At 45.4% G+C, this 18,776-nt stretch carries 20 protein-coding genes; 8 read left to right on the top strand and 12 right to left on the bottom strand.

Features of this window, described 5'->3' with window-relative positions; genetic code table 11:
* Positions 1-36: 36 nt before the first annotated feature.
* Complete coding sequence (locus MKY73_RS04115; RefSeq protein WP_339237474.1) at positions 37-330, bottom strand: YuiB family protein; 294 nt, start codon at positions 328-330, stop codon at positions 37-39.
* Positions 331-596: 266 nt separating this feature from the next.
* On the opposite strand from MKY73_RS04115, the gene hemQ reads away from it, so the two are divergent.
* Positions 597-1,343, top strand: coding sequence for a hydrogen peroxide-dependent heme synthase (hemQ, locus tag MKY73_RS04110; RefSeq protein ID WP_062837936.1), 747 nt, complete (start codon positions 597-599; stop codon positions 1,341-1,343).
* Between the two features lie 293 nt (positions 1,344-1,636).
* Here hemQ and MKY73_RS04105 read toward each other — a convergent pair whose 3' ends face one another.
* Both MKY73_RS04105 and MKY73_RS04100 read right to left on the bottom strand, forming a co-directional pair.
* On the bottom strand, positions 1,637-1,891 hold the full coding sequence (locus MKY73_RS04105) for a hypothetical protein (RefSeq protein WP_339305789.1): 255 nt from the start codon (positions 1,889-1,891) through the stop codon (positions 1,637-1,639).
* Positions 1,888-3,081 (bottom strand): NAD(P)/FAD-dependent oxidoreductase, encoded by a 1,194-nt coding sequence (locus tag MKY73_RS04100; protein ID WP_036605766.1) that lies wholly within the window; start codon positions 3,079-3,081, stop codon positions 1,888-1,890. The genes MKY73_RS04105 and MKY73_RS04100 overlap by 4 nt, the downstream gene beginning before the upstream one ends.
* A gap of 539 nt (positions 3,082-3,620) precedes the next feature.
* On the opposite strand from MKY73_RS04100, the gene MKY73_RS04095 reads away from it, so the two are divergent.
* Entirely contained in the window at positions 3,621-4,622 is a 1,002-nt protein-coding gene (locus MKY73_RS04095) for an NAD(P)/FAD-dependent oxidoreductase (protein ID WP_339305787.1), read from the top strand.
* A gap of 80 nt (positions 4,623-4,702) precedes the next feature.
* Positions 4,703-4,954 (top strand): hypothetical protein, encoded by a 252-nt coding sequence (locus tag MKY73_RS04090; RefSeq protein WP_339237478.1) that lies wholly within the window; start codon positions 4,703-4,705, stop codon positions 4,952-4,954.
* 21 nt (positions 4,955-4,975) lie between these two features.
* Here the strand turns inward: MKY73_RS04090 and MKY73_RS04085 are convergent, their stop codons facing one another.
* Both MKY73_RS04085 and MKY73_RS04080 read right to left on the bottom strand, forming a co-directional pair.
* The gene (locus MKY73_RS04085) at positions 4,976-5,119 is read right to left on the bottom strand and encodes a sporulation histidine kinase inhibitor Sda (protein ID WP_017692430.1); all 144 of its coding nucleotides are present in this window, start codon (positions 5,117-5,119) and stop codon (positions 4,976-4,978) included.
* 355 nt (positions 5,120-5,474) lie between these two features.
* Positions 5,475-6,134 (bottom strand): YheC/YheD family protein, encoded by a 660-nt coding sequence (locus tag MKY73_RS04080; RefSeq protein ID WP_339237480.1) that lies wholly within the window; start codon positions 6,132-6,134, stop codon positions 5,475-5,477.
* Between the two features lie 237 nt (positions 6,135-6,371).
* Here MKY73_RS04080 and MKY73_RS04075 point away from each other — a divergent pair, with 237 nt between their 5' ends.
* Both MKY73_RS04075 and MKY73_RS04070 read left to right on the top strand, forming a co-directional pair.
* A complete protein-coding gene (locus MKY73_RS04075) occupies positions 6,372-6,626 on the top strand; it encodes a hypothetical protein (protein ID WP_062837940.1) in 255 nt (84 codons plus the stop codon).
* A gap of 26 nt (positions 6,627-6,652) precedes the next feature.
* Positions 6,653-8,182 (top strand): Ppx/GppA phosphatase family protein, encoded by a 1,530-nt coding sequence (locus MKY73_RS04070; protein WP_339305786.1) that lies wholly within the window; start codon positions 6,653-6,655, stop codon positions 8,180-8,182.
* Here the strand turns inward: MKY73_RS04070 and ppk1 are convergent.
* Positions 8,142-10,223, bottom strand: coding sequence for a polyphosphate kinase 1 (gene ppk1 / locus MKY73_RS04065; protein WP_339305785.1), 2,082 nt, complete (start codon positions 10,221-10,223; stop codon positions 8,142-8,144). The genes MKY73_RS04070 and ppk1 overlap by 41 nt on opposite strands.
* Positions 10,224-10,471: 248 nt before the next feature.
* Here ppk1 and MKY73_RS04060 point away from each other — a divergent pair, with 248 nt between their 5' ends.
* From MKY73_RS04060 to MKY73_RS04050, 3 genes are all read left to right on the top strand, one after another.
* Entirely contained in the window at positions 10,472-10,699 is a 228-nt protein-coding gene (locus MKY73_RS04060; RefSeq protein WP_017692425.1) for a hypothetical protein, read from the top strand.
* A gap of 383 nt (positions 10,700-11,082) precedes the next feature.
* On the top strand, positions 11,083-12,096 hold the full coding sequence (locus MKY73_RS04055) for a glycosyl hydrolase 53 family protein (protein WP_339308478.1): 1,014 nt from the start codon (positions 11,083-11,085) through the stop codon (positions 12,094-12,096).
* 513 nt (positions 12,097-12,609) lie between these two features.
* Positions 12,610-13,104, top strand: coding sequence for a hypothetical protein (locus tag MKY73_RS04050; RefSeq protein ID WP_339305783.1), 495 nt, complete (start codon positions 12,610-12,612; stop codon positions 13,102-13,104).
* Positions 13,105-13,396: 292 nt separating this feature from the next.
* On the opposite strand, the gene MKY73_RS04045 is transcribed toward MKY73_RS04050, so the two are convergent.
* From MKY73_RS04045 to MKY73_RS04020, 6 genes are all read right to left on the bottom strand, one after another.
* Positions 13,397-14,674 (bottom strand): MFS transporter, encoded by a 1,278-nt coding sequence (locus MKY73_RS04045; RefSeq protein WP_339237492.1) that lies wholly within the window; start codon positions 14,672-14,674, stop codon positions 13,397-13,399.
* A 76-nt stretch (positions 14,675-14,750) separates the two neighbouring features.
* Positions 14,751-15,203: an NUDIX domain-containing protein gene (locus tag MKY73_RS04040; protein ID WP_339305782.1), complete on the bottom strand. Its 453-nt coding sequence runs from the start codon at positions 15,201-15,203 to the stop codon at positions 14,751-14,753.
* A 230-nt stretch (positions 15,204-15,433) separates the two neighbouring features.
* Complete coding sequence (rarD, locus tag MKY73_RS04035) at positions 15,434-16,312, bottom strand: EamA family transporter RarD (protein ID WP_339305781.1); 879 nt, start codon at positions 16,310-16,312, stop codon at positions 15,434-15,436.
* 149 nt (positions 16,313-16,461) lie between these two features.
* Positions 16,462-17,040 carry a hypothetical protein gene (locus MKY73_RS04030; RefSeq protein WP_339305780.1) on the bottom strand — a complete coding sequence of 193 codons (579 nt, stop codon included), beginning with the start codon at positions 17,038-17,040 and terminating at the stop codon, positions 16,462-16,464.
* Positions 17,041-17,213: 173 nt separating this feature from the next.
* The gene (locus MKY73_RS04025; protein ID WP_339305778.1) at positions 17,214-17,519 is read right to left on the bottom strand and encodes an effector binding domain-containing protein; all 306 of its coding nucleotides are present in this window, start codon (positions 17,517-17,519) and stop codon (positions 17,214-17,216) included.
* 405 nt (positions 17,520-17,924) lie between these two features.
* Complete coding sequence (locus MKY73_RS04020) at positions 17,925-18,566, bottom strand: NAD(P)-dependent oxidoreductase (RefSeq protein WP_339305777.1); 642 nt, start codon at positions 18,564-18,566, stop codon at positions 17,925-17,927.
* Positions 18,567-18,776 lie beyond the last annotated feature (210 nt).

Raw genomic sequence — 18,776 nt, 5'->3', positions numbered from 1 at the left:
CGATTACAGTGGCATGTGTTACCTCGTTCCAACAATCTAAAACATTTTGTACCCACCCAAACGTAACTTCTGGATCGTCCAGCCACTGATTACCGCACCAGCCAGTCCAGCGATGCCCGTCATATAGTCCACAAGCTGGAAAGAACTCAGATGTGACATCAGAGACGACGAATGATCCCATAGAGAGTATACAACAACAGGCAGAATTACAATGATGAACAGATAGGAAGGAAACCAGGTGGTCTTCATCAGCATGTTCAGAATGAAACCGATACCAAACATCATAACGAAAAATAATACCATTAATACCAACACAGGTATAAATTGCATCGGGCGACATTCACCTCTTCTTTCACACTTTCGGGTTTCACTTCTGGATAGTAGTTAGTGTACCGCAAAAAATGTGGCGAAGCAACGAACTTTCTGGACAAATTTCCCTATATTTATGTACTGTTCATTTGCCCTTCTCCTTCATGTTGGGATACAATGTAAACGATAAAGCACTCACCCGTCCCTTAGTGCGTGTTCAAAAAGTAAACTTTTGAACAACCTCTTATAGGGATTTGGAAATATACCTTGCAGGAGGAACACAACCAATGAACGAAGCCGCATCAACACTGGAGGGCTGGTATGCCCTGCATGATTTTCGCTCGATTAACTGGGCCGCCTGGAAAGCAGCAGATGATGAAGAACGTGCTGTAGCACTGGACGAGCTTCAGGAATTCTGGAAAGAATGGAAAGAAGTCGAGGACTCATCCAAAGGAAGTACCGTTGTATATACGGTTGTAGGTCAAAAAGCCGATCTCGTCATGATGCACCTGCGTGAAACGCTGGAAGATCTGAAGGCTGTTGAGAACGCGTTTAACAAAACGATGTTTGCCCAGTACACAACGAAGTCTTATTCTTACGTCAGTGTAGTGGAACTGAGCAACTACCTTGGCAAAGAAGGCGAAGACCCAATGCAGAATCCGGAGATTATCGCCCGTCTGAAACCTGTTCTGCCACAGCGGCAATACATCTGCTTCTATCCGATGAACAAAAAACGTGAGCTGAATGACAACTGGTACATGCTGTCCATGGATGAGCGTCGTACGATGATGCGCAGTCACGGCATGATTGGTCGCAGCTATGCGGGTAAAGTAAAACAGATTATTACCGGCTCTGTCGGTTTCGACGATTGGGAATGGGGCGTAACGCTGTTTGCGGATGATGCACTTCAGTTCAAGAAACTCGTCTATGAGATGCGTTTCGATGAAGTTAGCGCCCGTTATGGCGAATTCGGTTCGTTCTATGTGGGAAGTCTGTTGAACGAAGGAACTTTGGAAGACATGCTTAAGCTGTAAAATAGTACACCATACACAAAAGCACCGCGACATCTCCTGTAAAGGATATTGTCAGCGGTGCTTTATTATCTATGAATATTCTACTACCTCAAGCTTGATTTAGATCTATATTGTTTGAACTATTTATTTACACAAAAACGGAAAGGACAGAAAAAACCTGAAAAAGCGAAGCGTTCGCCTAAAAGCTTTCTGAAAGAAAGCTGCATCGGAAGCATATGCTATCACCGGATTTTCCCTTTAACAAAAGGGAATCAAAAAAATCTGGGGATAACAGCGATTGAAAGGTTATGTCTCTAATCCTCGTCCTCTTCATCAACAGCTTTCAGTGATTCGAGGAATTCGGCTGTTGCCCGGTCACGGTCACGACCCTTCTCTTTAAGCCGCTCAATCGCGGGCATAATGAGAATATCCACTTCTTTCTGCACGATGTAGGCCAGATCATATTGATCCTGTTCCTCCAGATAACAACCGACCTGCATCAGGGCGTTGTACCGATCCAGTTCGTCACGCGTTAATAACCCCCGGACCTGAACACTGCAATGTCTCATCCAAAAAACCGCCCTTTCTTCAGGACTAGCGGAATACCACCAATAATGAACAGATAACGCAGATCAACCAGCTTCTTCAATTGAGCCGCTTTCCAGCCCTTGTACTTCTTGCCGCCTACAACAGCAATCGCTTCACCTTTACCCAATGAGGCAACCGTGCCTTTGCTCGTAAATACAAAAGGCTGTGGCTGTTTCTTGCGAATGGATGCCACGACGTTCTTCGCGCAGTTCACACCCTGCTGCATCGCAATCTGGGCTGTTGGCGGATAAGGCCGTCCTTCCGCGTTGAAGACAAGTGAATTATCACCAATGACATAAACATGTTCATGTCCAGGGGCACGCAGATAATCATCTACCTTCACACGTCCACGCATCACTTCAAGACCTGCCTGTTCCAGCAGTGAGTTACCACGAATACCACCGGTCCACACCACTGTGGCAGCATCGAGCTTTTCTCCCTCTCCCACAATAACCCCATCCGGGAGACATTGCTTGATTGGAACACCGATTTTGAAGGTGACGCCCTTCTTCTTCAGCACGTTCATCGCATGTTCAACCAGTTCCGGGTCAAATCCAGGCAAGGCCGAAGGCGCTGCTTCTACATTATAGATGTGCACATGTTTTGGATTCACGTCGAATTCCTTGCACAGTTGTGGAATACGATCTGCAAGTTCAGCTACGAATTCAACACCACTGAAACCTGCTCCACCTACAACAAAACGAATACGATTTCGTTTGTTATCGTTTTTGTACATCGCAAATTGATATTCGATGTGTTCTCGGATCAGTCTAACCGAGTTAATGCTGCGGATTGTCATGGCGTGATCCAGCATACCTGGAATACCGAAGGTCTCAGGCTCACCGCCTAGTCCAATAATCAGGTAATCATAGGATAACGTGCCGTCCTCCAGAATAATCTTCCGATCCTGCAGACGAATCTCCTTCACGGAAGACTTGACCAGATCAATCTTGAACTCATCAATCAGCTTCGATATAGGGACTCTTGCATGCTCAATGGTATCCGTGCCGGCTGCCGGCATATGTAGATGTGTAGTAATATAATGATAATCATGCCGGTTCACCAATGTGACGTCGGCCTCGTTATAGTTCAATTCCTTCTGCAGCCGCTGGGCTGTCAGAATCCCGCCATAGCCCGCGCCGAGGATGACGATTTTGGGAATACTGCTCATGTCTATACCCCTTCCGGTTTCACTTGCATCAGCCCAATCTTGGTTGAGATGCAAAATGCACATACTTACAAATATTGATGAGGTCTTGCCCATTATGACGACAAATGTTAACTTCGCGAATTTATTTAAACGTTTGCATCAATTTCATAGCTCATTCCATTGATTCGTTTGCACGCAAGTTAGCGATTCAAGTTGTGAAATTAACCACAAGATTCTACAAAACACGGGATCTGTGCTCATATTACATATTGACTCTAAATTAGACAAAAAAACACATAGTACAGGTCAAGGATATCTGTATTTGTAGCAAAGATCAAGGTTTTTTTTGTTATTTTTCATAACCTTTCATTTCCAATTTCATCCTATTCTCATCTGATCTTCATCAATTATTCTCAGATTCGTGATACAGCTAACTTTGCAACCCTGAATACACCGTTTATAATAGGAAAGACAGTTCAGCACCCATGCCGGTTATGATCCGTAGCCTGCACATTTTTCCTGTTAACTACCTATTAAAATATGAAAGGTGTTGTTGATTCTTGACTGCACAGAATTCCAGTCATGATATGACTGATTTACTTATTATCGGTGGAGGCCCTGCGGGTCTGTTCGCCGCATTTTACGGTGGGATGCGTCAGGCATCCGTTACACTGGTTGAAAGTATGCCACAGCTTGGCGGACAACTTGCCGCTCTTTACCCGGAGAAATACATCTATGATGTCGCCGGATTCCCGAAAGTTACAGCTCAGGAACTGGTGAATAACCTGATTGAGCAAATGAGTCATTTTAACCCGAACATCCGCCTTGAAGAAAAGGTTGTATCGGTGGAGAAAAAGGATGAGCAACATTTCATCGTGAAGACGGATGAGAATGAATATCATGCCAAAGCTGTCATCATTACAGCTGGTGTAGGTGCATTCGAACCACGTCGCCTGGAGCTTGAAGGTGCTGCCAAGTTCGAGAAGAGCAACCTGCACTACTTTATCAGTGATCTGAATGCCTTCGCGGGCAAAAAAGTACTGATCAGCGGCGGCGGTGACTCCGCGGTAGACTGGGCACTCATGCTCGAGCCCATCGCTGAGCAAGTGACGCTGATCCATCGCCGGGACAAGTTCCGTGCGCATGAGCACAGTGTCGAAAATCTGATGAATTCCAAGGTGAATGTCGTTACACCGACCGAAATCACGGAACTTCATGGGGATGACACCATTACCAAGGTAACCCTTGCCCATGTAAAAACCAAAGAAACTCAGGAAATCGAAGTGGATGACGTAATTGTTAACTTCGGATTTGTCTCTTCTCTCGGACCCATTGCCGAGTGGGGCATCGAAATTGACAGCAATTCCATCGTTGTGGATTCCCGCATGGAAACATCCATTCCTGGAATCTTCGCTGCCGGTGATATCACCACATACCCGGGTAAACTGAAGCTGATCGCTGTCGGATTTGGCGAAGCTCCAACAGCCGTCAACAATGCGAAAGTATACTTCGATCCAGACGCCAAGTTGTCCCCAGGACACAGCAGTAACATGAAACGCTAGTTTCGCTGTATTAACTAACATATATTGATACAAAAAAGGGTATCTTACTCCTGAATGAATCCAGATCAGGAGGGATACCCTTGTCTTATATATGCCCGCTGTGTAACGGTCTGGTTGTACCGGAGCAGGCTTGCCCCCACTGCCTTCAGGGACTGTTAGAATGCGGCAAATTGGACGACTACACCGGACCATACAGCCCCTACGTATTCCAATCTTCCTCTGACACGGCAGACGAAGTCGAAAACGTTTGCAATCATGTGTTGTACTGTCCACATTGTCAGACGAGCACGCCATGGCCTGTCTCACTATGGGACTTGTCCGGAAACCTGTAACATTGCCTGCAATGAGGATCTCTAGTGAAGAATGGCAGATACGTCGGTACCCAGTTTGCGCTTATGGATTTCTGCCAACAGCAGTGCGATGAAATCTCGTTCGAGATTCAACTCAATCGCTTTATGGTAGGAATCCAACAACATCTCATCGGATAACATAGCCATTTCCCGCCACAACCTTTCCTTTTTTTTCCTCAAAACTATCATATCAGAGTTTCATATAGAGAACAAGCGTTCTTGTTATCCACAACGTTATGTGGAAATCCTGTGCATAGTTTGTTGATAAATGGAAAAAATGTAGAGTAATCAACGTGTATAGTGTGGACAATATTTATGCACAGGCATGTTGTACTACGGTCAGAACGTTTATCTGCGTATTTTTTTTGGAATAAATTCATAGTTTCAAGACTTGTTGCGAGTAAATTACCCGGTAATGTAAAATTTCAAACCTTTTTCATACTGTTTTCTTCTATATATTATCGGTTTTTCTTGGATTTTCTTGAGCTTTCCCATTCATTTTCTATTGGGGTCTCGTATTCACTTCCAGAATCCAGATCTTGCCTGAATAATCCAGTCCATAATCGAATCCAAGCTGACCAACACCAGGGAACTGACGTTCCATAATGTATGTGCATGTCAGTGTAAGTGAACGCATCTCCCTGCGTTTGTGTCGACCAGATATATGGGGCAGGGATAAACCGAGAGCTTGCCTTCCTGATAACATGGTGCCACCCTTACTCAGATTCGTTACACAGAGCCCGGGACGAGCGAGTCGTCCAACCAAGGAACGGAATACCCAGCCTCGGTCTGTTTTGACAACTTTGACTCTGTAATCAACAGGTCTCCCTTGAATCGTTGCCAGATGAATGCCTTGCTGAATCAAGTACCTGCGTCTAGCCTTTACACGCACCAGAGAGCGATACATCTGGCTGAAACTGGCGAAAGAACGTGTCGTTTTCATATGGGTGTATCGATAAGCCCCACCGCTCGCCGATACCCGAATAACACCATAGCCTCCGCCACCTACAATAGGTTTGACGTACACCATTCCATAACGACTGAGCATGTGCAGCAGATTCCCTGAGTTGAACGCCTTGGTCTGTGGAATATGGACAGCAGCTACGGGGTATTTCATCAGTGCCGCTGTCTTCCGCCACTTGCTTGCAAGCTGTCTCGACATGGGTTGATCTCCTTCCCTAGAACAATAGTCCTTCCTTATACATACTCAACAGTAGCCTTGCTTTCTTGGATGTCTGTCCACGGCAGGGGCCCCTTTTCCATGAAACTTGTCCCAGGGTGATGGCGGAAACGGGAACAAGCGCCCGGTTTGCTTTTCAAACAAGTCAATCTGTCGTATGCTACTAAGGAACGGCTTGGAAGGGCTTAAATACGAGGATCTAAGGAGCGTTTAGAACAAATGGAAGCATTTTTCAAATCACTTTATGGCGTAGCCTATTTTGCAATGTCGATCGTTCTGGTAGCCGTTACGGTACTTCTCTTTGTCACAGGTATTCGACTGTTTATTCAAAAGCGCAATCGCGGCTTTGCCGTGAGTTGTCTTATATTTGCCTGTTTCATCGTCTTTATCATTGTTGTTATGTTAACTACGCCCTTCTCTGCCACACCGCCGGGTTCACCGGAAGCCATGGCTGCCCTTCTTCACTTCGGGTAGTTGAACCTCTGTAGAAGGAGATGCTTATGACACGTACTAATGAAACCATAGGAATTATTGATATCGGCTCGAACTCCATTCGTCTGGTTATCTATGAACTGGATCAGGATGCAGCCTATCGCATCATTCATGAAGACAAATACGCTGCTCGTCTGAGCAGCGTTGTTGAACCGGATGGAACCATCCTACGTCATTCTCTGGATAAAGCCATCACCATCTTGCGTCAATTCAAAGCGACCTGTGAAGCGTATCAGACCAAACTGATCCGTGCAGCAGCTACGGCAGCCATTCGTAATGCAAGCAATGTTCTGCAGATTATCGAATGGCTGGAGACAGAGACGGGTCTTACCATTGAATGTGTATCCGGCGATCGGGAGGCCTATTATGGTTTCCTTGGTGTCACTCAATCCATTGATCTGGCAGACGGTTACGTCGTAGATATTGGAGGTGGCAGCACGGAAATCACAGTCTTTCGGGATCGGAAGAGGTTACATAGCATTTCCCTTCCCATTGGTGCAGTGAATTCACATGCCCGTTATGGGGGGGAAGATCAGTGGACCGAAGCGAATGCAAATGCGCTGTGTAACGAAGTCATTGAAGCTCTCCGTGGACAGGATTGGATTCGTGAGCATCCAGACCTGCCACTCATCGGACTTGGCGGCACCATGCGTACACTCGCCAAAGTGGAACAGAAACGTACCCAGTATTCGCTGCCCGTCACTCATCATTATGAGATCAGCGAGCAAGCAATGGAGAACATCGCTCGCTCCCTGCCACATCTCACTTCGGCACAACGCAAAAAGGTGCCAGGGCTCGCTAAAGATCGCGCAGATATCATTGTGCCCGGTGTACTGATCCTGCGAACCGTCTTCCAGTTAATACAGGGAGATCGTTATGTGGTTAGTGGTGCAGGTCTGCGAGACGGGTTGCTGCGTGATTACTTGGCTGGAGGTAAGCCGGTCGTTCCGGACGCGCTGAAGGACAGCATCCGCAACTTTATCCATTTTGGTCCGCCTATTCCAGAGAAACGTCTGCAACGGATTCATCAGGATGCGGTTACCCTGTATACTGCACTAGAAGGTACTGCTCCTGATGAAGCAGATGCCCGAATCCTCTATGCTTCCTCCATGTTACATATGGCAGGCAAGCAGATTAACTATTTCCGTTATGCACAACACTCGGCCTATTGGATTATGAATGCAAGCATCTATGGACTTTCTCACCGGGAGACGATCCTTAGTGCCAGTGCGGCCGATTATCATCCCAAAAAAAGAACGCCCCAGCTGCTGAATAAGCACCGGGACATTCTGAAAAACTCGGATGAGCGACATGCTCATCGTATAGGATCTTTGCTGCGCGTAGCCGAAGCGATTAATCGATCCGAGAGCATCGCTGCGATTGAAGCAACCAAAGAAAACGACTCGCTGCAGGTGCAGTTCACCTGTACAGCCGAGCCGTTACTGGAACTTGATGGCCTGGAAGAGGCCGTCAAGGATCTAAAGGAAGCCTGGGGAATTACGTTATCGTACTCCATTCAGCAGGTTTCCAAGGGATAATTCCCATAGCCTCCGTCTGACTTCTCAGCGGGGGCTTTTCATTTTTTACAAATACATAATTGCCACCAGGCATAAGCTCTCTGGCTTTGACATTATCCTTCAGGGACAGATTAAGAATATCGACCAGCATCTTCTTCAGCTCTGGATCGAAAACGGGACACATCAGTTCAATTCTTCGATTGAGGTTACGTGTCATCCAGTCTGCACTGGAGATGAATACATCCGGGTTGCCGCTATTTTCAAAATAAAACAACCGTGAATGCTCCAGAAAACGATCCACAATGCTAATGACCCGAATATTCTCACTGAGCCCCTCGACCCCCGGACGCAGGCAGCATACGCCACGTACGATCAGATCAATCTGCACACCGGCCTGAGAAGCCTCGTACAACTCATCAATCATATCCTGATGGGATAAGGAATTGATCTTGGCAATGATTCTGGAAGGTTTGCCTTTCAGCGCGTGTTCCGTCTCTCGACGAATCAGTGCGAACAACTCTTCCTTCATACCATCCGGAGCTACACGGAACGCCTGCAATGCCTTCGGACCGGAATATCCGGTAATCTCATTGAACAACTCGGAGGCATCTTCCCCAATAATCGGATTGGAGGTGAACAGACCTACGTCCGTATACACTTTGGCTGTACTCTCATTGTAGTTACCGGTTCCTACATGAACATATCGTCTCAACCCCTGCTGTTCCCGGCGTACGACAAGAATGATTTTGGCATGTGTCTTGAGTCCAACCAGTCCATAAACCACGTGACAACCGGCCTTCTCCAGTTTACGTGCCCAAGCAATGTTACGCTCCTCATCAAACCGGGCTTTCAGTTCCACTACCACCGTGACCTGCTTACCACTCTCAGCCGCAAGTGCAAGTGCCGGAATAAGGCGTGAATCGCCATTGACCCGATATAGTGTCATCTTGATGGCCAGAACTCTTGGATCTTCCGAAGCCTCCAATATAAAATCAGTGACCGGTTCAAACGATTCATACGGATGATGCACCAGTACATCGCGTTTGCGCAGCAGCTCAAAGTGACTTTCTCTTGGCAGAAACTCCGGTGGATAGACTGGCTTTACCGGACTGTATTTCAGATGTGAGAAACTTTCCAGACTGTCCACGAATCCAGCCAGAAAACTCAGATCGAGTGGTCCATCAATCTCGTACACCGGGTCCTGGATTTCGAATTCCTCCTGCAAATCCAATAAGGCATCCGGACGAAAATCCTTGCAGACCTCCAGTCGAACAGGAGCACCTCTGCGTCTGCGCCGTAATTCTTTTTCAATCGCTTCAAGCAGATCTTCCGCTTCCTCTTCATTAATGAACAGATCCGCATTGCGGGTCACCCGGAATTCCTGTGCAGCAAGCGAGATATAACCGCTGAAGAGTGTATGAATATGATGTTTGATGAGGTCTTCAATCAGGATGAACGTTTTCTTTTTGCTATTCGCCCGAATGGGAGCCTGAACTACCCGCGGAAGATTGGAAGGTACCTGGACAATGGCCATAAACGGCTCGCCCTCTTGCTCCCCTTCCTTCTGCAGCATTACGGACAGATAGACCGACTTGTTGTGCACCAATGGGAACGGACGACTCTGGTCAATCGCCATCGGTGTGAGTACCGGGAAAATAATATCATGAAAGTACTGGTCCATTGCGCGCTGTTGTGTCACATTAAGATCTGTATATTCCTGAATGTTTACGCCTTTTTTGGCGAGTAGACGAATCAGTTCACGATACGTTTTATATTGTTCGGCGACCATGCCCCCGGTTCGTTTGATCAATCTGCGGTACAATCCCGAAGGCGTGTATCCTGTAAAATCCTTTTGCGTGAATCCCGCCTTGATCTTCTCTTTCGTCTCTGCCACCCTTACACTGACGAACTCATCCAGATTACTAGCGACAATACCGAGAAATCTCATGCGTTCCAGCAGAGGCGTTGTTGGATCCTGGGCCTCCTGAAGTACGCGCCGATTAAATTCAACCCAACTCAAATCACGATTAACGTAGTTGCCTGTTTTGACGTCTCTATGCATGTATGGCCTCCGAATGTGTTGCATATCTATTCTTCGTTAGAAGTTCTCCTATAATTGTACTATTCGTAATCAACATCAAGCGTCAGCGCAGTGTAAACGCTACGTAAAATTTATGTAAATGATACCTCATGGCCGCAACTTTTTCCATCCCTTTACAAAGGTCAATAGACAGAGTAAAGTGAAGTACAGTGTGATTTGGTCCGGTTGCTAGTTCTCATTCCAAATATATCTGATTAAAGGAGTATATAATGAAATCCAACAAACCTAGAACGTTACAAAAAAATATAGAATTTTTCACGGCGGCACTATCGCAATGTATGGTAAGCGCATGGCAGGAAGACCCGGCTGGCGTCTATTGTGAGGTCGGTTGTGGCATTGTAGAGCGGATCAGTGAAGACAGTGTACGCATCCGAAACAATGACGGAACGAAGAGTCATTATGCACGAGATATCACGATGTTCCAGACTGAAAAATAATTTTGCATCAATACGTAAAAAAGACTAGCTTTCCGAAACAAGGTGTTGTATACTCTTGCCACAAGGAAAGGAGGTGCGTCAACATTTCTAATGTCATGTTGAACGTGTCCCTTACCCGATCCACTAGCTCAAATTAAATGAGTCTGGTGGAGGCGCGGGATACGGATCAATGTTTCAAAAAGCGCCACGGGTAGAAAAGCCGTCTTCGGACGGCTTTTTGTTTTGTCTTTTTCTGTAGAGAGGTTGAGAAAACACCCAAAATATTGGAAATAGACCCTTTAGCAGTGTAAACCAGGATGGCTATAATGAAGATGCAACTCAACCCAAATCCGAGGAGGCATCTTGTAATGTTCAGAAATGTAAGGGGTTTCAAGACATCCATCATGTTGGCTTTTGTTTTGTTATTCACCTCCATCCTGTTGCCCGCAGGTCAGCATGCCAGCGCAGCACCAAGTTTCGCCAAAGGAGCCGACATCAGTTGGGTTCCCGGAATGGAAGCCCAAGGCTACAAATGGAAAGATAAAAACGGGGTACAGCGCGACATCATTGATATTTTGAAAAACGACTATCAAATCAACTCCGTTCGCATTCGTGTATTCGTTAATCCGTCGAATGATTATGGGAACGGTTACATGAATAAGGATCGTGCCGCTGCACTCGCACAACGTGCCAAGAATGCCGGCATGAGTGTAATGCTCACCCTGCACTACAGCGATTCCTGGGCAGACCCTGGTCAACAGACCAAACCAGCTGCCTGGAAAAACTACACGTTCCAACAGCTCATGGATGCGGTATGGAATCACACACGTGATGTCATGACGGCGATGCAAAGCAAAGGCGTTACCCCGGACTGGGTACAGATCGGGAATGAAACAAGCAACGGCATGTTATGGGAAGATGGTAAAGCATCCACCAACATGAAAAACTATGCATGGCTGGTGAACACAGGCCATAACGCAGTGAAATCCCTGAGCAGCGGCACTAAAACCATTGTGCATCTGGCCGGTGGAGATGATAACGCCCTGTATGTATGGAATATTGGTGGTCTGATCAATAACGGAGCTAACTTTGACATGATCGCCATGTCCCTCTATCCTTCCGCTTCCGGCTGGAACACCGCTGTTACAAATACGGTAAACAACGCCAAGGATATGATCAACCGTTATGGTAAAGAGATCATCATCTCCGAAATTGGCATGGACAATAATCAGGCTGCAGCTGGTAAAAGTTTTGTTGCCGCGATGAAAAACCAAATCCGCAATTTGCCGAATGGCAAAGGTAGAGGTGTATTCTACTGGGAGCCTCAGGCTACACCAGGATACAACGGCGGCTATGGCAAAGGCGCATGGCAGTCCAACATGATGCCAACGGCGGTCATGGAAGGATTTATTGACTAGGTACGGTGGGTAGAAATGTTTTGGTGGGCAGCGTGGTAGGCGTTCCGGTGGAGGATCGTTCTTATGATCGCTGTTGTATCCTATTTTCTTGAACAACTTTTTATAAGTTGAAATTAGGATACAAAGGCGCAGTGTATGCTTACGATGTAGCTTTCTTGCAGAAAGCTTTTAGCTTCGCTTCTTCAGAATCGATTTCTCCCCCTCCACTACGTTGCTGCTCCTTGAGAAACTTCTAAAACCGTGTGTAGGCAAATGGATTAAGTAGTAAGGTAAAACAAGGGCTGAAGGCGCTATTCCCGGTGGGAGTGGCGCCTTTTTGTGATGAAGGGCGTTAAGGGTGCAGCGTGGTAGGCGTTCCTGGGGCAAATCGGGCACTTCTCAAGCGGGTTGCGGTCAATCGAGAGGTGCACTACTCGGGCTGGAGACTGATGTTCTTTTGGCTTACATATGAATATAATAAGTATATTGAGATAACACATAGGATCAACTTCTTATTGGAGCGGGGGAAAATGGATGAGTTTTTTAAAAGGGATGGGGCAGTTGGCTGGGGAAGTTACCGGGAAAGTATTGGGAGGCAGTGTGCGGGTTGTGGGTGAACTTGCAGGAAGTCCTTTTATCAAAGAAATTGGGAACGGCGTAGAGAAAGCTACGATCAATACAGGAAAAACCGTTGGGCAACTGGCTAGCGGGACATATGATCTGGCCAGTGGTGCAATTCGAAAAGACGATACCGCCATAGACGCAGGGCTTGCCGATATTGGAGGTGCCGTAACCACTACTGCAAAAGGTGTAGCGATATCAGCCAAGTATGTATATAACAGTGGTAAAGATGTTGTTGTGGGCATGAAAGAGGAAGATAAGGACAGAGTCAAACTTGGTGCCAAGAATCTTTTAGCTGCTGCTGCGGTAACAACACTCGCTGTCGGTGTCATTGATGCAGTTGATGGGCCTGAAGGTATGGAAGAGGTGGATATTTCGGAGTCTGTGGTTTCCACGGATATCAGCTAAACCTTTCTTACTGGCCCCGAGATATAAGCGGCATACCAGCCGCTGTCTTAATACGACCATGGCCCACCGTTTAGAAAAAAAAACGCATATTGTTTGGCTACATACTAAAAAACTGATTCCAAATATCAATATCTTAGAATCAGCTTTTTACGACATTCCGTATTATTCTCGAAAATTCATACATGTCGAATCCGCTGGACCTGGATTCCATTTATCAAATAATCTCATAATTCATACTAGTTACTTATTTATAAAATTTCGTTTATAGAAAAGTTTTATCTAATCCCCTCAACTAATCCACCGTAGCTTCAGAAGTGGCCTTGTGCCGAAAAGCCTGGTAATTCAGCAACCCCACAACGATGGCTAATATAGTCAATCCGGACGCAAACAGGTAGAGGTTCACAATGCCTATATATTCGGCGAGCACAGCCATACCGAGCAAGGAAATGCAAAATATCAAATGCATAAGAGATGCCTGGGCAGACAATACCTTGGGCAGCAAATGTTTGGTCACTCCACTCTGAATCAAGGCACGGCGATTAATCATGGAAAGCTCTGCGAACGGCCCCATCAGCATAACGAATATGAGAGCAATGAAAGGCTCTGTGTTCAGTGCATAAAATGCAGTCAGTACGCCATAACCGGCCATACCAATCATCATCACGGCGAAATAACGGTTGCCAATCCTTCGTGCCAGAGCAATCACCAGCAAGCCTCCAGCTATGGTTCCAGCAAAATAAGCAGCATTGATGAATCCCCACCATTGCTCCCCTTGTCCCAGTGCGACTTGAACAAAAGCCAAGGTAAAGGCACCTACCCAGATTGAACCGCCAAGCATGTCGATCATATCCATAAACGTAAGCACTCGTAGACGAGGAACATTCCATATTATTTTCCAGCCTTCGGTTAAGGTATGCCACCTGCTTGTTTTAAGTATAGGCAAGACATCAGAAGATATGTGCAACTCCTTTGCTCCAGTTTGCTTCTCCGTTGGTTCATAGACCCCAAGCGTAAATGCCGCAGCCAAACCATAAATAACTGCTGTTAACAGTAGCGTCGGGCTAGCCCCAATCAAGGCGACCACAACACCGCTTAGACCCCAACCTGCAAACTGTACAACCTGATCACTGACACTCATAAGTCCGTTCGCCTTAAGAAGACCTTGCTCGTGTGTCACGAGACGTGGAATAAGGGCATTCCGAGCCGGCGTTGTCCAGCCGTCGAGAAAGGACATGACAAATACAAGTGAAAATACGAACACCAGGGATGCCGCCTCTCCGGTGAGCTTCAAATAAATAGCCAGCCAAGCGAACAGCAGAAATTGCCCTGTTTGTGACAGCAGAAGAAGCCTCGACAACTTGAAACGTTGAATCAGCAAAGGGGCAATCAGACTGCTGAGCATCTGTGCCCCGCTGCGCATCAGCGGCAAAAGTGCCGCTGATATAAGCGAATCGGTCCGGTTAAGCACCATTACCGTAAGTGCCATAATATATAGTACATCGGCTGCATTCGCAGCCGTTTGCGTGGTCCAGAGAAAATAGAAAGGACGCGTTAAATAGGATGATTTCATGAACAATCGCCCACCGTTTCATAGCAAGTAAGGAAACAAAATTACAGTCTATCGAAAACCATTTCTATAAGCCATGTTACAGCTGGTCGTGGAATAGATTTAAGGAATATTCTTTTTGGGAGACTACATGTTCCATAATTTGTCGCATGACTCCCGGATCTCGTAACTTTAGCAAGTTCGGATTCAACAAATCCTCAGGAACTACCCACATCGAATCCATGATCTCCGTTGTATCTAATCGAAGAGAACTACCAACAATTGTACCCTTGAAGTGGAATAAAACAACTTGACGATTGGTACTGCTAATAAAATTGTAAACCCCTGTAGTAGCTGTAAGTCTAACATCAAAACCTGTTTCTTCCTTGACTTCTCTTCGTGCTGCTTCCAAAATATCTTCACCATGTTCGACTCTACCTGAAGGGAAATTCCATGTGTGTCTAACCGATTCCTTGTTTTCCTTAATTATAAGTATCTTATCGTTATGTATTATAGAAACACTCACAACCATTACAATCCCGTTTTGTGTCATTCGTTCGGACCCCCATAGCTGAAAATAGTCACTTCATCAATTAGAACATACGTTCCTGTTTTTGTAAATAAATAATTCATATCTCATTACACTGAGCTGCACGTTTGGTTAAACCAAAGCATAAAAGCAGCCGACCTCATTGATCGACCGCCTTCTTGTGTGTTCGAATTCCTTTCCATCCTTTGGAGTGAACGCCATTAGAACTTCATATGTTACAAGGATACCTATGTTCAGCTTACCTTAGCAAGTCGCGTGGCACGCATCGATGCGGTTGCATATACGATAAGCGCAATCCAGATCAGTGCGAAACCAACGAGCAGAACTGGCGAGACCGTTTCCTTGAACACAAACACGCTTAGAATCAGCATGATTGTCGGCCCAATATACTGTACAAATCCGAGTGTGGACAACGACATCCGAGCTGCCGCCCGTGCAAAGAACAACAGCGGCAGCGCCGTCACCACGCCGGCTAGAAGTAATTCGATGAACATGGGTGCAGGCAGCGTCCAAGCCGTTGCTTTTCCCACTATGGCCAAGTAGATCCAGTAGCCGAGTGCAATGGGCAGAACTACAGCGGTCTCCGAAAATAAGCCCACAGAAGCGTCTTGCTTAATCTTCTTCTTCGCCAGACCGTACAAACCGAACGACACAGCCAAGGAAATCGCAACCCATGGGAAACGCCCGTAGTCGATGGCAATGATAAGCACCGCGACACCAGCGATGGCAATCGCGAGCCATTGTCCACGGTTTGGCTTTTCATGAAGGAAGACAACCGCCAGCAGCACATTCAGTAACGGGTTCAAATAATAGCCCAGACTTGTCTCAACGACATGACCGTTGTTAACTGCCCAGATGAAAATCAGCCAATTAATAGCAATTAATAGTCCACTCGCAGTAAGGGACAGCAGGGTCGAACGACTGGTCAAAATGCGCTTCATGTCACCCCAACGACGTTGGACCGCAACGAAAATCCCCATAAAGACAAATGACCAGACGACCCGGTGCGATAAAATCTCACCTGCCGGTACATTTTCAAACAACTTCCAATACAGCGGGAGAACCCCCCACATGATATACGCAATGATTGCGTTGATTAATCCATTATTCATAACGATATCCCCTCTTATTGCTCTAATGTCTCAACGGATTATACGCCTCCATCCTCGTTTTAGTAAAGGGGTAATAGGTACTGCTGGAAGCCACGCTCTCGTTCAACTGACTTTTCTTTGAGCAAAAGTTTCACTTTAATACAGCGAGATTATACTTTGCCCTTTTTCTTTCTTACAATCATAAAGAGGATAAAAATCGCTGCTAATACGACTATACCTACGATATACATATCAATATCTTGCTCAAACACAAACCACATTTTGTGCTCTAAGTTTACTTGTTGTTTGGGTGGATATCCTTCCCCGAATAGTTCAGTTGCTTGATTGATATTGTTCATTTCGATGGTCGAACTGCACGGACTACTGCTTAACTCGCCATTCGCCTCACTAAAGTAGATTAAGTATTTGTTGCTTTCCTTGAAATCAAACCCCCAAGTATAGTTCGTTGCGATCATTAGTTGAGAGTCAACTTCAGTATTCCAACTCCTCTCAGCTTCCACTAAAATATATCTGAATTTCTCTTTTGTGCCCGTAAACCCCTCTTGCTTTAAGTCCACCTTTATTTGCTTTACTTCTCCATAAACAGCACCCGTATTTCTTTCTAACTCTTCTTGGGGACTTCCCGATTCGGCACATGACAAAGCGTTAATATCTTGCGCATTTGAGATACAAAACACGACAGAGAAACAAATTATTAACGCAAGTATACGAATCCTCAGTTTTCCCACCTTCTTCTCATGAAATTATTTGTACATCTGTATTGACCTGTTTAAAAGGGATAATGTTGCATTTTCCCTGGCTTTTAGGCTAACGAAAAAAAGAAGCAACCAATCGGACACCGATGGTTACTCCATTTAACTCTATAAAGTTATTATTCAATAATAATCTAAATGAAATAAAACTAGGATATTTTTCTTACAGCAAACCATAACTCAACAAAATTCAGTCCATCTTTACCACCAGTAATTTCAAATTCCATTCCATCGACCTGTTCATATCCTGTCGTAGGAAGCCATTCAGAAAAGAATCTTCGATATAAAGATTGAATGGTTTCATCGAATTTATCCCATGGAAAGGGATCAGACGAAAAGATCGCCCACGTATGTGCTGGTATTGTTATATTTGTGTAACCATTGGCTTTACTTGTCTCACCTTTAAATGCACACAACATGTATGGGAAAGTATTCTCTCCCGTATGTCTGTCCATTCTTATTTTTCGGATAGAGAGAATGGATGGGAATTTGATTCATCGCATTTTTAACGTTTGGATATTGGGATAACCCTGAACCACTCGATTCACTAATCATTAAAACCACAAAGATCAATAGTATAACTCCATTAGAATACATCTTCACAACTGTTCACTCCCTCATACTTTTGAACTCGCAGAAATTCCAATGAAGAGAAGATGGTTTTCATATAACCACATTCCAATTCCATATTTAGAATAATATAACATAGATTTAAAGGCATAGTTGGACATTGAACGATAATAATCTAAACCTGCCTAACCTTTATTGCAGAACATCCCTCTTCGATAACCTAAAAAAAACAGACACCGATCTGTGAAGATCAGCGTCCGTTTATATGTTCCATATTATATTTAAAACTGTTATTTCACTTCGCCAACAACGGTAAAGCGCTCGTTTTGGTGTTGTGGATTCTCGATCTCATCCACCAAAGCAATCGCATAGTCAGCATAGCTGATGTAGCTGTTTCCTTCACTGTTCACGAGAATAACGTCGTTACCTGCTTGATATTTGCCTGTGCGTACACCTTCTGGATTAAAGAATCCAGCCGGGCTCAGGAATGTCCATTGGATACCTGAGGATGCTTGCAGATCCAGCAAGTTTTGGCCTTGGTTCGTTGCAGTTGCTTTGTAAGCATCAGGGAATCCAGGGGATTCAAAGACACGCAATGTTTTGGACTCATCTGTGAACAGGCTTCCTGCTCCACCTACGACGATCAGACGAGTATTTGGGGCATCCTTCAGGATGTTGATCAACGCTTGTCCTACTTCCACATGCAGGTTCTCTTTCCCCGCTGGGGCACCAAAAGCATTTACAACCACATCAAACGTTTTAAGATCTTCAGCTGTAAGATCGAATACATCTTTCTCCAGCGTATTCAGGCTTTTATCTTCCAATTTGGATGCATTACGAACGATTGCCGTCACTTTATGCCCTCTGTCTGCTGCTTCTTTCAAAATCACACTTCCTGCTTTGCCTGTTGCACCAATGATTGCAATGTTCATCGTAATCTCTCCTTTAAATTATCGATATTGTTTATGTTTGAACTTCATGTTGTAACTATAATAGTTACAAATAAGTTTGTCAACTAGTACTCGCCTTCTCTCTTTACCTCTCCGAAAAAGATTGTGCATTTGGAATGGGCTTTATTCTGACTACGTTGCTCATCCCATCTATAATTAAGTAAAGCCCTGTTCACTTATTAGCTGAACAAG

The sequence above is a fragment of the Paenibacillus sp. FSL R5-0519 genome (assembly GCF_037974275.1).
Lineage (GTDB): Bacteria > Bacillota > Bacilli > Paenibacillales > Paenibacillaceae > Paenibacillus.
The sequence above is the reverse complement of the archived record's forward strand: the minus strand, read 5'-3'. Positions and strand labels throughout refer to the sequence as shown.

Excerpts from the sequence above, each read along its gene's own strand:
- MKY73_RS04025 (WP_339305778.1), bottom strand. The coding sequence starts at position 17,519 with ATGGACAGACATACGGGAGAGAATACTTTCCCATACATGTTGTGTGCA.
- rarD (WP_339305781.1), bottom strand. The coding sequence starts at position 16,312 with ATGAATAATGGATTAATCAACGCAATCATTGCGTATATCATGTGGGGG.
- MKY73_RS04115 (WP_339237474.1), bottom strand. The coding sequence starts at position 330 with ATGCAATTTATACCTGTGTTGGTATTAATGGTATTATTTTTCGTTATG.
- MKY73_RS04075 (WP_062837940.1), top strand. The coding sequence starts at position 6,372 with ATGGAAGCATTTTTCAAATCACTTTATGGCGTAGCCTATTTTGCAATG.
- MKY73_RS04060 (WP_017692425.1), top strand. The coding sequence starts at position 10,472 with ATGAAATCCAACAAACCTAGAACGTTACAAAAAAATATAGAATTTTTC.
- MKY73_RS04100 (WP_036605766.1), bottom strand. The coding sequence starts at position 3,081 with ATGAGCAGTATTCCCAAAATCGTCATCCTCGGCGCGGGCTATGGCGGG.
- MKY73_RS04050 (WP_339305783.1), top strand. The coding sequence starts at position 12,610 with ATGAGTTTTTTAAAAGGGATGGGGCAGTTGGCTGGGGAAGTTACCGGG.
- MKY73_RS04070 (WP_339305786.1), top strand. The coding sequence starts at position 6,653 with ATGACACGTACTAATGAAACCATAGGAATTATTGATATCGGCTCGAAC.
- MKY73_RS04080 (WP_339237480.1), bottom strand. The coding sequence starts at position 6,134 with ATGTCGAGACAGCTTGCAAGCAAGTGGCGGAAGACAGCGGCACTGATG.
- MKY73_RS04055 (WP_339308478.1), top strand. The coding sequence starts at position 11,083 with ATGTTGGCTTTTGTTTTGTTATTCACCTCCATCCTGTTGCCCGCAGGT.
- MKY73_RS04105 (WP_339305789.1), bottom strand. The coding sequence starts at position 1,891 with ATGAGACATTGCAGTGTTCAGGTCCGGGGGTTATTAACGCGTGACGAA.
- ppk1 (WP_339305785.1), bottom strand. The coding sequence starts at position 10,223 with ATGCATAGAGACGTCAAAACAGGCAACTACGTTAATCGTGATTTGAGT.
- MKY73_RS04045 (WP_339237492.1), bottom strand. The coding sequence starts at position 14,674 with ATGAAATCATCCTATTTAACGCGTCCTTTCTATTTTCTCTGGACCACG.
- MKY73_RS04020 (WP_339305777.1), bottom strand. The coding sequence starts at position 18,566 with ATGAACATTGCAATCATTGGTGCAACAGGCAAAGCAGGAAGTGTGATT.
- MKY73_RS04085 (WP_017692430.1), bottom strand. The coding sequence starts at position 5,119 with ATGGCTATGTTATCCGATGAGATGTTGTTGGATTCCTACCATAAAGCG.
- hemQ (WP_062837936.1), top strand. The coding sequence starts at position 597 with ATGAACGAAGCCGCATCAACACTGGAGGGCTGGTATGCCCTGCATGAT.
- MKY73_RS04040 (WP_339305782.1), bottom strand. The coding sequence starts at position 15,203 with ATGACACAAAACGGGATTGTAATGGTTGTGAGTGTTTCTATAATACAT.